The sequence below is a fragment of the Leucobacter weissii genome, assembly GCF_017565745.1.
Lineage (GTDB): Bacteria > Actinomycetota > Actinomycetes > Actinomycetales > Microbacteriaceae > Leucobacter > Leucobacter weissii.
This window is the reverse complement of sequence record NZ_JAGDYM010000003.1, coordinates 122,303-135,374: the sequence shown is the minus strand read 5'-3', so window position 1 is coordinate 135,374 and position 13,072 is coordinate 122,303. Positions and strand designations below refer to the sequence as shown.

Genomic DNA, 13,072 nt, shown 5'->3' with positions numbered 1-13,072 from the left:
TCGGCAAACGATGGGCGCGCTCGGTCGATGCCGGCGGCACGCCGGGTCACCGCCTGCGCTGCGGTCACTTCTTCTTCGCTCGCCGCTGAGCGCGGTTCTGCGGGGCCTGCTCCTCGGCCTCGCCGTCGTCCTCGACCTGCTGGCCGAAGGCCCCGCGGCGCGGCGCGGCGCCGGGGCGCCCGCCCTTCACCGCCGCTGCGGCCTTCCGCGCGGGGGACTTCCCGCGCCCCTGGCCGGGTCCGCGCACGTCCTCGCCTCCCGACTCGTCGGGGGCGGTGTAGCTCAGCTTCGACTGGTCGAGGGGTGCTTCCTCCCCGAGCCCGCCGCCTTCGAGGTGCACGTGATCCTGCGGCCCGTCGGACGGCCGGACCTGGACTTCGAGGTTGTAGAGCATCCCGAGGGATTCCTCCTTGATCTGCCCCATCGTGGACTGGAACAGCGTGAAGCCCTCGCGCTGGTACTCGATGAGCGGATCGCGCTGCGCCATCGCGCGCAGCCCGATGCCCTCCTTGAGATAGTCCATCTCGTAGAGGTGGTCGCGCCAGCGGCGGTCGATGGCGGCGAGCACCACGCGGCGCTCGAGCTCGCGCATCGCCTCGCTTCCGAGGGTCTCCTCGCGCTTCGCGTACGCCACCTCGGCGTCGGACAGGATCTCGCGCCGCAGGAAGTCGCGGTTCACGGCCTTGGCGCCGGTCTCGGCCACCACCTCGTCGACGGTGATGTCGATCGGGTAGATCTGCTTCAGATCGTTCCACAGCGCGTCGAGATCCCACTCGTCGCCGCCGCCGTGCGAATCGAGGATCGCGTCGATCACCTGCACGCGGAAGGCGTCGATCCGGGATTCGATGTCTTCGCCGTCGAGGATCTGCGCGCGGTCGGCATAGATCGCCTTGCGCTGACGATCGAGCACGTCGTCGTACTTCAGCACGTTCTTGCGGATCTCGCTGTTGCGCTGCTCGACCTGGCTCTGGGCGCTCTGGATCGCGCGGGTGACGACCTTCGACTCGATCGCCATGTCGTCGGGGAAGCTGCTGCGATTCATGAGCGCCGCGGCGGCGCCGGCGTTGAAGAGCCGCATGAGGTCGTCCGTGAGCGAGAGGTAGAAGCGGCTCTCGCCGGGATCGCCCTGACGCCCGGAACGACCGCGCAACTGGTTGTCGATGCGGCGGGACTCGTGACGCTCCGTGCCGAGCACGTAGAGACCGCCGGCCGCGATGACCTTCTCGGCCTCCTCGTCGACGGCCTCCTTGACGGAGGCGAACACCTCGTCCCAGGCGGCCTCGTAGGCGTCGGGATCCTCCTCCGTGGAGAGGCCCCGCGCCGTCATCTCCTGCACGGCGAGGAACTCCGTGTTGCCGCCGAGCATGATGTCGGTGCCGCGACCGGCCATGTTGGTCGCGACCGTGACGGCGCCGAGACGTCCGGCCTGCGCGATGATCGCGGCCTCTCGCGCGTGGTTCTTCGCGTTCAGCACCTCGTGCCGCACCCCGGCCTTCGCGAGCAGCCGGGAGAGGTACTCGCTCTTCTCGACGCTCGTGGTGCCGACCAGCACCGGCTGGCCCGACTCGTGGCGCCCGGCGATGTCCTCGACCACCTGCGCGAACTTCGCCTCCTCGTTCTTGTAGACGAGATCCGGCTGATCCTTGCGGACCATCGGCTTGTTGGTGGGGATGGGGACCACGCCGAGCTTGTAGGTCGACATGAACTCGCCGGCCTCGGTCTCGGCCGTGCCGGTCATGCCGCTGAGCTTCTGGTAGAGGCGGAAGTAGTTCTGCAGGGTCACCGTGGCGAGCATCTGGTTCTCGGCCTTGACCTGCACCCCCTCCTTGGCCTCGATGGCCTGGTGGATGCCCTCGTTGTAGCGCCGGCCGGCGAGGATGCGGCCGGTGTGCTCGTCGACGATCAGCACCTCGCCGTTCAGCACGACGTAGTCCTTGTCGCGCGTGAAGAGCGCCCTGGCCTTGATCGAGTTGTTCAGGAACGAGATCAGCGGCGTGTTGACCGATTCGTAGAGGTTCGTGATGCCGAGGTAGTCCTCGACCTTCTCGATGCCCGGCTCGAGCACGCCGACCGTGCGCTTCTTCTCGTCGACCTCGTAGTCGACGCCCGGCTCGAGCTTCTTCGCGATGCGGGCGAACTCGGCGAACCAGCGGTTGGCCTCCCCGGAGGACGGTCCGGAGATGATGAGCGGCGTGCGGGCCTCGTCGATGAGGATCGAGTCGACCTCGTCGATGATGGCGAAGAAGTGCTCGCGCTGCACGCGCTCCGCCGCGGTGCCGGCCATGTTGTCGCGCAGGTAGTCGAAGCCGAACTCGTTGTTCGTGCCGTAGGTGATGTCGGCGGCGTACTCCCGGCGGCGCTCCGAGGGATCCTGCCCGGCCAGGATGCAGCCGGTGGTCATCCCGAGCGCGCGGAAGACGCGCCCCATCAGCTCGCTCTGGTAGCCGGCGAGGTAGTCGTTGACGGTGACGATGTGCACGCCCTTGCCCGCGAGAGCGTTGAGGTAGGCCGGCATCGTCGCGACGAGGGTCTTGCCCTCACCGGTCTTCATCTCGGAGATGTTGCCGAGGTGCAGATTCGCACCGCCCATCACCTGCACGTCGAAGGGGCGCAGACCGATGGTCCGCTTGGCCGCCTCGCGCACCGCGGCGAACGCCTCGGGCAGCAGATCGTCGAGGGTCTCGCCGTTCTCGAGGCGCCGGCGGAACTCGGCGGTCTCGTCGCGCAGCTCCTCGTCGCTCAGCCCCTCGAACGAGGGTTCGAGGTCGCCGACCGTCTTGGCCAGTCGGTGGAGCTTCTTCAGGGTGCGACCTTCGCCTACGCGAAGGACTCGTTCGAGGACTGTCGCCACGTCGTCTCTCCTGTGCGGTGGGGCGGCTTGCGCGCATCGTGCACGCCTCACCGCCGTTGCCAACTTGTGACAACGCTTCAGCTTAGCAAGGCACCACCGAGTCTGCTGTGGGAATGCTGCAGGATCGGCGCCGCCCGGGCAGACTCACACGTCGTTCCCACCGCGGGGGCGACCTCGCGGCGCGGGACGGTAGTGTGCTGAGGGTGCAAGATGACCCCCAGCAGGGCCGGGCGCTCGTGATCCTGCCCACCTACGACGAGCGGAAGACGCTGGCAGAGGTCGTCGAGCGGTTGCGGCGGAGCGCGCCGGGCGCGGATGTGCTGATCGTCGACGACGCCAGCCCTGACGGGACCGGCGAGGTCGCAGAGGAGCTCGCCGCGGCCGATCCTCGCGTCTCCGTTCTGCACCGGCCGGCGAAGCTCGGCCTGGGCACCGCCTACCTCGCCGGCTTCGAGCGGGCGATCGCCGGCGACTACCGCTGGGCGGTCGAGATGGACGCGGACGGGTCGCATCTGCCCGAGGAACTGCCGCGGCTGCTCGCCGCCGCCCGCGCGGGAGCCGGACTGGTGCTCGGAGCGCGCTGGGTGCCGGGCGGGCGGATCGTCGGCTGGCCGTGGCACCGCCGTGCGATCTCGCGCGCCGGCACCGGGGTGGCGCGGCTGGCCCTGCGGTCGGGGCTGCGGGACATCACGAGCGGCTTCCGAGTGCTCGACACGCGATGGATCGCGCGACTCGACCTCGAGCAGATCGTCGCGGAGGGGTACGGGTTCCAGATCGAGACGGCGTGGGCGCTGGAGCGCCGCGGCGCCCGGATCGCGGAGGTTCCGATCACCTTCGTCGAGCGCCGCGCCGGACGTTCCAAGATGAGCGTCGGCATCGTGGTCGAGGCGCTCCGCCTCGTGCTGCTCTGGGGGTGGCGCCTCCGCTTCGCCCCGGGGCGCCTGCCCGATGCCTGAGCGACGACCCGGGCGAGGCCACGGGCGGGTCGCCGGGCCCGCTCACCGGCTCTTCTTCGCCGCCGCCTTGGCCGCCCGCTTGGTCTCTCGCACGAGGGCGAGGGTCTCGGGCGACACGATGTCCGCGACACTGCGGTGAGCGCCCTCCTCGCCGTAGGGCGCCGAGGCCTCGCGCCACCCCTCGCCGGCGAATCCGCGCTGCTTGCCGAGCAGCGCCAGGAAGATCCTCGCCTTCTGCTCGCCGAAGCCGGGCAGCGCCTTCAGTCGTTTCAGGACCTCCGGTCCGCTCGGCTCGTCGCGGGTCCACAGCGCCGCGGCGTCGCCGCCCCAGTCGTCGACCAGCGCTCGCGCGAGCGTCTGCACGCGGCCCGCCATCGAACCGGGGAAGCGGTGCACCGCCGGGCTCTGCGTGAAGAGTTCGGCGAAGGCCTCGGGATCCGCATCCGCGATCCCCTGCGCGTCGAAGGCGCCGAGGCGCTGCTTGATCTTGAGCGGCCCCTGGAAGGCGACCTCCATCGCGACCTGCTGATCGAGCAGCATGCCGACCAGCAGTGCCAGCGGATCCTCCGAGAGGAGCGCATCGGCTTCGGGGACGTCGGTGAGGTGCAGTGCCATGCCCTCAGTCTGCCAGCCCGGGCCGAGCACCACCACCCGCGGCGCCCGGCCCGCGATGCCCGCTCCGCGGTGCGCACCCGCTGGGTCACCCGGCGGGTCACCCGCAGTGCGCACCCGGCGGGTCACCCGCACTGCGCACCCGGCGGGTCACCCGGCGGCGCTCACTGCTCGTTGAGCGAGATCACCCCGTAGTTCCAGCCGCGCCGGCGGTAGACCACGCTGGGCCGCGCCGACTCGGTCTCCACGAAGAGGAAGAAGTCGTGCCCCACGAGCTCCATCTGATCCACCGCCTCCTCAACCGTCAGGCGCTCGGCCGGGAACTCCTTCGCGCGGATGACGACGGGGCTGTACTGCTCGTCGGTCTGCTCCGCGTCCGACGCCGGCGCGCCGCCGTTGGCCACGGCCTCGATGGTCTCGAGCGGCGCGGGAGTCAGATCCACGCTGCCGAAATCGTCGGCCACGGCCTCGGCGAGCGAGGTGCGGTCACCGCGCCGACGATCCTTGCGCCGATCCTTCAGCCGCCTGATGCGCTCGAGCACCCGCCCGTAGGCGATGTCGAACGCCGTGTACTTGTCCGAGCCCTCGGATTCGGCACGGATCACCGGGCCGGGACCGACGACGGTGATCTCGACGCGGTCACCGTGCTGAGGGCTGCGGTCCGTCAGGCGGGAGACCTTCACCTCGAACGACTGCGCCTTCGGAAGCAGCCCAGCCACCTTCTCCGTCTTCGAGTCCACGTAGTTCTCGAAGCGATCCGTCACATCTACTCCGCGACCGCGAATGCTGACGTCCATGGTGACCTCCCTGAGGTTTCAGCGGGTGACTTCGATGCCGACCTTCACGCCTTGCCCGAACTTTACCGTTTCAGCGCGGTCGCCTCCACCCGGACCGCCTGTGTTTCCGATCGGCGCGCCGACGACCGCGGAGCTTCCGCCTCGATCCCCGGCCAGCACCGCGCCGCACAGCGCCGCGATCCCCACGAGGCGCCCGCCCGCGGCCTCGAGCGCTCGCCCGCAGGCGGCGGCACTCGCCCCGGTCGTGATGATGTCGTCCACCAGCACCACATCCCTGCCGCGCAGCGACGGACGTGCGCCCCGTCGCACACCGACCAGTTCGGCATTGACCCGTCGGGCATCGGCGCCGAGACCCGCCTGCGCGACCCTCCCCGGGAGCGTGCGGAGCGCGCGCGGCATCAGCTCGGGCGCCGGGCGCTCGAGGCCGGCGAGCGCGGCTCGCACGACGAGCTCGACGTGGCGGTACCCGAGCTCGCGCACGCGGGCCGGGCGGGAGGGCACCGCCACCAGGAGCACGGGCCCGATCTCCTCGATCAGCGGGCGGAGCCTGGCACCGAGCAGGCGCGCGAACCCCGAGCGGCCACCGTACTTGTACTCGCGCAGGACGGCACCCAGCACACCCCCGTAGCCGCCGGCGACGCGCACGGGTACGGGCACCGGCGCGGCAGCCCGCATCTCGTGGCGGAGGACCGGGCGATCCGGGGCGAGGAGATCCGCGCGGCAGGCATCGCACAGATCCCGATCCGGCGCTCCGCAGGAGACGCATCGGGTCGGCCAGAGCAGAGCGAGCAGGTCGAGGCCGAACTGCCGCCCGAGTTCGCGGAGGCCCGTCGGCTGAGTCTTGAGATCGGTCATGCGCCCATCCTGTCGCAGCGTTTGCACGATGGATCCCCGACCCGGGAATCTGTGAATAACTCGTGGTCGATCACCAGATCGCGCGGAGTGTGAGGGGCGAATGAGCGGCGGACGCGACCCCGGGGACCTCGAGATCGAGGGCCCGGGCGACCGGCCCCGCGAATCTACGGCTTTGGCCTCGAAGTGCCCTTTCACGGGAACGGAAAGGGCACTTCGGGTCCACGCGCAGATGAGGCGGGGAGGGGAAAGGAGAAGCAGGGGCAGAGAAGCGGGAAGGGAACGGAAGGGAACGGAAGGAAAGGAAAGGAAAGGAAAGGAAAGGAAAGGAAAGGAAAGGAAAGGAAAGGAAAGGAAAGGAAAGGAAGGGGTCCCGGGATCCTCAGCCGACCCGCGCGATCAGCTCGACGCCCTCGCTCTGTCGCTGCCAGCCCGCGCCCTGAGGGGCGAACATCCACCCGTCCGCGTCGAGCACGCGCATCAGCGCCCGCCCGCCCCCTCCGCTCACCGAGACGGCGCCGGGCACGGCGCCCGCGTCGGTCGCGAACTGGCCGAGCGGGGCCAGCGTGATCTTGCCGCTCTCGCCGATCCGGGTGAGCGACACCAGGCGGAACTCGTCGACCCAGTCGAGGTCGGTCGGCGATCCCTCCACCCACGCCACGGGCACGAGCGCCTCGACGAGGTCGACCGGATTCCCCTCGGCATCCCGCACGATCCCCACCGTCTGCACGGCGCTCCGCTCGTCCCCGTCCTCGATGAGCAGCGCCAGACGGTGCCCGCCGGGCGACACCGTCGCGGCGGCGACGCGCCCGCTCACGCGCGGCAGGGTGAGGAACGAGGCGGTCCCGCCCGGCTTCGACACCAGGATCCTCCCGGGGTCCGAGTCGGCGTAGCTCCAGACGTAGCCCGAGGGGTCGAGGCTCGGCTTCAGCGCCCGCGCCCGCAGGTCGATCTCCACGAACGAGCTCTCCGACAGCCAGCCGACCGCGCGCGAGCGACCTGTGCCGCTGACGACCGCGGCGGTGCGGCGTTCGTCGTCGAGCGTCACGGCGGTCGGATCGAGGTCGGCGATCTTCTCGCCGATGTCGGGCAGCGGCACGACCTCGTCCGAGTCGAGCGTGCCGAACACCCCGTCCCGCAGCACCGTGGTGAGCATGCTCTCCGAGCCGCGGGCCTCGGTCTCGGTCGCGACGGCGGCCTCGTCCACGACGGTTCCGTTCACGGAGAGCTCGAAGCGCGTCAGCCCGGGCACGGAGGAGAGGCTGGCCGAGAGCTGTCTCACGAGGAGCTCCATCGTCGCCGCGTCCGCGCCCAGCAGCTCCGGCGTGAGGTCGATCTGAGCCACACCGGCGCTGATGGGCACCGACGTGGAGACGAGGGCGGTGCCGCTCGGGAAGGCGGTCCGGAGGAACTCGGTGTCCGGTTCGACCGGTCCCTCCAGCAGCTCGCCGACGATCTGGGTGCTGAGCGTGGCCCGGTTGAGGAACCAGCGCGTCTCGGGGACGAGCCGGTCGTCGGCGCTGAGGAAGTAGAGCTGACGCGGCGTCCAGAGGGTCGAGAAGCTGTTGCGGTCGAGGATGATGCCGTTCGGCGCGGACGCGATGCGCCACTCGCCGCCGATCTGCTCGAACTCGAACGGCAGGGTGATGGCGGCGCCCGAGCTGACCGGCGTCAGCGCGCCGTCGGCGTCGACGGTCGCGATGCTGGTGAGCGACAGCTCGCCGTTGTCCTCGCCGACCGGGCGATAGGTCTGGGTGCCCTCGTCCACGAACACCCCGGAGGTCGGATCCCACGTCGGGGCGTAGCCGGGGGTGAGGAACTCGCGGGCGATCGCGTAGTCGTCGCTGCTCGACATCGCCGCCCGCACGAATCCGCGCACGATCTCGTCCTGGCCGGCGCCCTGCATCGGCCCGCCCGGCTTGAACTGCACGGGCTGCTCGGCCTGGTCGAGGTTGGCGAGCCCCTCCTGCACCGGTCCCGAGCCCGGGATCGACTGGCAGGCGGCGAGTCCCAGCGCGATCAGTGCCGCGGCGGCGGCCCGCAGCCCGCGGCGGATCTTCGACGTGCTCATCTCTTCCTCTCCCCCGACCAGCGCGACGCGGTCCGCCTCAGCCATCCGGCGGCGGTCCCGGCCGCACCGCCCTCGGGATCGACATCGCCGGGGACGAGCGGGATCGGCGAGACGAACGATTCTCCGCCGCCCCAGGGCAGCGTGAGCCTGAAGTGCGAGCCCTCCCCGATCTTCGACCACACCTCGATGAGGCCGCCGTGCACGGCCGCGTCCTCGCGGGCGATCGCGAGGCCCAGGCCGGTGCCGCCGAGCGTGCGCTTGCGCGAGGGATCCCCGCGCCAGAATCGATCGAACGCGTGAGCGATCCCGGCAGCGTCCATGCCCACCCCCCAGTCCCGCACGCCGATCGCGACCGCCCCGGCGTTGGAGTCGACGGTCACCTCGATCGGCCGGCCCTCGCCGTGCTCGATCGCGTTACCGACCAGGTTCGACACGATGCGGCGGATGCGGCGCGGATCGACGTCGACCGAGGAGTACCCGCCGAGCACCCGCACCTCGATGTCGCTCTCGGAGAGCGGCCGCAGCCCGGCCACCACCTCCTCCGTGAGCGACACCAGATTGGTCGGCTCCGTCTCGATGGTGACGCGTCCGGCGTCGTAGCGCGAGATCTCGAGCAGATCCCCCAGCAGCGACTCGAAGCGGTCGATCTGCGTGCCGAGGACCTCGACCGCGCGCAGTCCCGCGGCGTCGTCGCTTTTCGCCTGACTCCGGATCACCTCGCTCGCGAGGCGGATCGTGGTGAGCGGGGTGCGCAGTTCGTGGGAGACGTCGGAGACGAAGCGCTTCTGCATCTCGGAGAGATGGTCGAGCTCGTCGATGCGCGCCTGCAGCGTGTCGGCCATGTCGTTGAAGTTCTCGGAGAGCTCGTCGAAGTGCTCGTCGTTCTGCAGCGGCATGCGCGCGTCGCTCTCGCCCGCGGCGAGCCGTCGGCTGGCATCCGCGGCGGCGCGGATGGGACGGAAGACGATCCTCGAGATGGTCCACACGAGCACGCCGATCAGCAGCATGAGGAAGAGCGCCGTGATCCCGAGCGTGCGCGACATGAAGCCGAGCGTCTGCTCCGTCTCCGCGAGGCTGTAGCCGATGAAGAGATCGTAGATCCCCGCTCCCGCGGGCAGGGTGAGGGTCGAGGCCACCAGGATGCCGGGGCTCTGGCTGCCGTCGTCGGCGACGAGCGTCACCGCCTGCCAGTGCTGGGGCGCCTCGCCCCGGACCACCGCGGCGGAGAGCTCCGGGCTGACGGTCTCGGCCAGCGACGGCGAGGTCGTGAAGTCCTCCAGCGCGTCGGGCGCGGGATCCTGCCCCGCCTGCCGCCGCACGTAGATCAGCTGGCTCGACGAGGTGTCCTGGAGCACCCGCTGCACCGACGCCGAGAGCGCCAGCATCGCGGCCCGGTCGGTGGCGTCGGAGGCGTCGATCTGCCCCTGCGCGGCGAGCGTGGCGCGCGCCGAGTCCTGCAGCACCTGATCCCGGCGCGACGAGTACAGGTCGTCTCCGACGCTGGTGAGCACGAACGCCCCCGAGACGAGGATCATGAACCCGGTCACGAGACCGGTCACGGCCATCGTCCGCAGCCGGAGCGAGCGCCGCCATCGCGCCCGGACGGGGCCGAGCAGCGGATCGGTCAACCGGAACCAGCGGAGCCGCAGACGGCGCAGCGCCAGGCTCAGCGCCGAGCGTCCTCCCCTATCGGCCACGACGGGGCGGCTATTCCGCTTCGCTCGCGGAGGTGCTCCCCGCCCGGTAACCGACCCCGCGCACCGTCGTGACGATCGCGGGGTGGTCCGGATCGCGCTCGATCTTGGCGCGCAGCCGCTGGACGTGCACGTTCACGAGCCGGGTGTCGGCCTTGTACTGGTATCCCCACACCTTCTCCAGCAGCACCTCGCGGGTGAAGACCTGCTGCGGCTTGCGGGCGAGGATCACGAGCAGCTCGAACTCGAGCGGGGTGAGCGAGATCGCCTGATCGTCGCGTCGCACCTCGTGCGCCGAGACGTCGATCTCGAGGTCCCCCACCCGCAGCGTCTCACCGGCCTCCTGCTGCGGCTCGCGCAGCCGGGCCCGAACCCGCGCGATGAGCTCGGCCGGGTTGAACGGCTTCATGACGTAGTCGTCGGCGCCCGCCTCCAGACCGCGCACCACGTCGACGGTGTCGGTGCGCGCGGTGAGCATGATGATGGGCGTGCCGGACTCGCTCCTGATCCGGGCGCACACCTCGATGCCGTCGAGGCCGGGGAGCATGAGATCGAGGAGCACCAGGTCGGGACGGATCTCGCGGAACTTCTCGACGGCCTCGAGGCCGTCCGCGGAGTGCTCGGCCAGGAAGCCCTCGCTCTGCAGCACCATACCGAGCATCTCGGCCAACGCCCTGTCGTCGTCCACGACCAGTATCCGTGCGCTCATGCTCCCATTATGACCCCGTTCCCCGGTCTCCGCCCGTTACTTGTTCGTTACTTGCTCGTTACCCGCGGCGGATTCCGTCGTCCGCCGGGGCGGGCGGGGCGGTGGAACGGGCGGGGGTCGCCCGGCGAGTGGACCCGAAGTGCCCTTTCGCGGGGTGTCAAAGGGCACTTCGGGTCCAATCGACGGGGCGAAAGGGGCGGGCGGGGCGGATGGGGGCGGGGGCGAGGCGGGATGGGGGCGGCGGTCGGGGCTGGGTGGAGGCGGGGCGGGATGAGGAGCGGGACGAGGCGGGATTGGGGGCGAGGCGCGGGGAGGGTGAGGAGCAGGACGGGCGTGAAACCGGGCGAAACACGCGGTTCAGGGTGGCGACACCGCGAGCGGAAGAACATATCCTGTCCTCAGACAGCCGTTCGATACGCGCGGTGAGACGAAAGGATCCGCTCATGTCCGAAACCCAGCAGACCCCCACCACCGGTGCGCGCCTCATCGCCGAGGCGGTCGGCACCTTCATCCTCGTCTTCGGCGGGGTCGGCACCGCGGTCTTCGCCGCGGGCTTCCCCGGCGATCCGGGCAGCCCGGTGAACGTCGGCTTCCTGGGCGTGGCGCTCGCGTTCGGCCTGACTGTGGTGGTCGGCGCGTACGCCTTCGGACCGATCTCGGGCGGACACTTCAACCCCGCGGTGACGCTCGGCCTCGCCGCGGCCGGGCGGTTCGCCTGGAAGGACACCGCGGGCTACATCATCGCGCAGATCGTGGGCGGCGCCCTCGGCGCGGCGCTCATCTTCGGCATCGCGGTCGGCCAGCCGGGCGGCTACGTGGGCACGCTCGGCGCCAACGGCTACGACGAGGCCTCCCCCGGCGGCTACAACCTGCTCTCGGTGGCGCTCATCGAGGTGGCGCTCACCGCGGTGTTCCTGTTCGTCATCATCGGCGTGACCTCCAAGCGCGCCGCAGCGGGCTTCGCCCCGCTGGCCATCGGCCTCACGCTGGCGCTGATCCACCTCATCTCCATCCCGGTGTCGAACACCTCGGTCAACCCGGCCCGTTCGATCGCGAGCGCGATCTTCGGCGGCGGCGAGGCGCTCGTCCAGCTGTGGGCGTTCCTGGTCTTCCCCATCGTCGGCGCACTACTCGCGGGCTGGCTGTTCAAGCCGCTGTTCGATCGCACGCGCGCGCTGGAGGTGTAGGGCAGAGCCCGACGGGCCCTGCCGCGCTGCCGTTTCCGGGTGCCGGCCCGGCCTCGGAAACGGCAGCGCCCGGCAATACGACCCGCTCAGTAGTGGTCGAAGTAGCCCGGCAGCAGATCCCAGGGTTCGCGGCCGAGGTATTCGCAGACGGCGCGATAGACGCAGTGCCCGACGAAGAGGCGTCGATGCTCGGCGTCGTCGACGTGCAGGCCCCTCGCCCGCTGGATCGGCATGCGGAAGAGCAGGATGCTCCGACTGGCCCGGTCGATGGCGTAGAACAACGGTTGTCCGCTCTCGCCGATCGCGAGCGGCACCGAGGAGAAACCGATGCGCACGCCGTGCAATTCTTCGGGGAGATGCTGCTGCAGCAGGGTCAGCGCACCTCGCGCGTCGAACTCGAAGCCGGTGATCCGATTCTCCGGGTTCGGCAGGCTCGGCCCCGAGAGGGACGAGCGGATCGGACGGCGCCCGTGGCGCCTCGCCGCCACGCCCTGCCGATCCCGTCGTGCCGCTCGCTTCGCCATGACGCTCAGCCTACCTCCTGTGCCCCGCCGCACCGTCGGGTGCCGCTGATCCGTTGGGCGCCGTCGTCCTGCCGTGCGTCGTCGCTCCGTGGCGACTTCGAGGCCGCGCCTCCGCTTCGCGCGCACATTCGCCCCTCACAATTCTGCACCGCAACGGAGCTTCTCCGATTTCTCCACAGTTCTGCGCTTGGGACCCCGTCGACGGCCGAGCGCTGCTGAAGTAGAGGGGTAGGCAATCCGTCACCCGCCTGGAAGAATGGAGGTCATGTACATGAGCCCCGAGATGATCGCGATCGTGGTGTCGGGGGCCACGCTCTTCGTCACGCTTCTCGGAGTCGTCATCGCCGGTTTCGCCCTGCTGCGCGCACCGATCAACGAGTTGCGCGGCGAGATGAGCGGGCTGCGCGGCGAGATGAGCGGGTTGCGCGGTGAGATGCTCGGACTGCATGGCGAGATGAGCGGCGAAGTCGGAGGGCTGCGCGCAGAGCTGAAGAGCGAGATGGGTGGACTGCGCGCAGAGCTGAAGAATGAGATGGGCGAGCTGCGCGCGGAGCTCAAGGGCGAGATGGGCGAGCTGCGAACAGAGCTCAAGGGCGAGATGGGCGAACTGCGAACAGAGCTCAAGGGCGAGATGGGCGAACTGCGAACAGAGCTCAAGGGCGAGATGGGCGAACTGCGAACAGAACTCAAAGGCGAAATGGGAGAGCTGCGCCACGAGCTGAAGGAGGTGCGCGGCGAGGTGAACGAGCTTGCGGTCTCGGTCGCACGTCTCGAGGGTCCACACTACCGACTGCTCACCGATCGCTCCTCCTGACCCTG

The 13,072-nt window shown here is 70.2% G+C and carries 11 protein-coding genes; 3 read left to right on the top strand and 8 right to left on the bottom strand.

The features are described from left to right. Positions 1 to 64: 64 nt before the first annotated feature. Positions 65 to 2,851: a preprotein translocase subunit SecA gene (gene secA / locus J4H92_RS01530; RefSeq protein ID WP_208095267.1), complete on the bottom strand. Its 2,787-nt coding sequence runs from the start codon at positions 2,849 to 2,851 to the stop codon at positions 65 to 67. 203 nt (positions 2,852 to 3,054) lie between these two features. Here secA and J4H92_RS01525 point away from each other — a divergent pair, with 203 nt between their 5' ends. Beyond that, entirely contained in the window at positions 3,055 to 3,807 is a 753-nt protein-coding gene (locus J4H92_RS01525; protein WP_341782964.1) for a polyprenol monophosphomannose synthase, read from the top strand. 42 nt (positions 3,808 to 3,849) lie between these two features. On the opposite strand, the gene J4H92_RS01520 is transcribed toward J4H92_RS01525, so the two are convergent. From J4H92_RS01520 to mtrA, 6 genes are all read right to left on the bottom strand, one after another. Beyond that, positions 3,850 to 4,422 carry an HhH-GPD-type base excision DNA repair protein gene (locus J4H92_RS01520; protein ID WP_208095265.1) on the bottom strand — a complete coding sequence of 191 codons (573 nt, stop codon included), beginning with the start codon at positions 4,420 to 4,422 and terminating at the stop codon, positions 3,850 to 3,852. 161 nt (positions 4,423 to 4,583) lie between these two features. Beyond that, positions 4,584 to 5,216: a ribosome hibernation-promoting factor, HPF/YfiA family gene (hpf, locus tag J4H92_RS01515; RefSeq protein ID WP_208095264.1), complete on the bottom strand. Its 633-nt coding sequence runs from the start codon at positions 5,214 to 5,216 to the stop codon at positions 4,584 to 4,586. An 18-nt stretch (positions 5,217 to 5,234) separates the two neighbouring features. Beyond that, entirely contained in the window at positions 5,235 to 6,071 is an 837-nt protein-coding gene (locus J4H92_RS01510; protein WP_208095263.1) for a ComF family protein, read from the bottom strand. A 379-nt stretch (positions 6,072 to 6,450) separates the two neighbouring features. After that, the gene (locus J4H92_RS01505) at positions 6,451 to 8,139 is read right to left on the bottom strand and encodes an LpqB family beta-propeller domain-containing protein (protein WP_208095262.1); all 1,689 of its coding nucleotides are present in this window, start codon (positions 8,137 to 8,139) and stop codon (positions 6,451 to 6,453) included. Beyond that, complete coding sequence (gene mtrB / locus J4H92_RS01500; protein WP_208095261.1) at positions 8,136 to 9,836, bottom strand: MtrAB system histidine kinase MtrB; 1,701 nt, start codon at positions 9,834 to 9,836, stop codon at positions 8,136 to 8,138. Before mtrB ends, J4H92_RS01505 begins: the two co-directional genes overlap by 4 nt. 10 nt (positions 9,837 to 9,846) lie before the next feature. Next, positions 9,847 to 10,542 carry an MtrAB system response regulator MtrA gene (gene mtrA, locus J4H92_RS01495; protein WP_208095260.1) on the bottom strand — a complete coding sequence of 232 codons (696 nt, stop codon included), beginning with the start codon at positions 10,540 to 10,542 and terminating at the stop codon, positions 9,847 to 9,849. 443 nt (positions 10,543 to 10,985) lie between these two features. Between mtrA and aqpZ the strand changes: the two genes are divergently transcribed. Continuing rightward, the gene (gene aqpZ, locus J4H92_RS01490) at positions 10,986 to 11,729 is read left to right on the top strand and encodes an aquaporin Z (protein WP_208095259.1); all 744 of its coding nucleotides are present in this window, start codon (positions 10,986 to 10,988) and stop codon (positions 11,727 to 11,729) included. An 86-nt stretch (positions 11,730 to 11,815) separates the two neighbouring features. Here the strand turns inward: aqpZ and J4H92_RS01485 are convergent, their stop codons facing one another. Continuing rightward, a complete protein-coding gene (locus J4H92_RS01485) occupies positions 11,816 to 12,253 on the bottom strand; it encodes a hypothetical protein (RefSeq protein WP_243751874.1) in 438 nt (145 codons plus the stop codon). Positions 12,254 to 12,518: 265 nt separating this feature from the next. On the opposite strand from J4H92_RS01485, the gene J4H92_RS01480 reads away from it, so the two are divergent. Then, complete coding sequence (locus tag J4H92_RS01480; RefSeq protein ID WP_208095258.1) at positions 12,519 to 13,067, top strand: DUF1640 domain-containing protein; 549 nt, start codon at positions 12,519 to 12,521, stop codon at positions 13,065 to 13,067. Positions 13,068 to 13,072 lie beyond the last annotated feature (5 nt).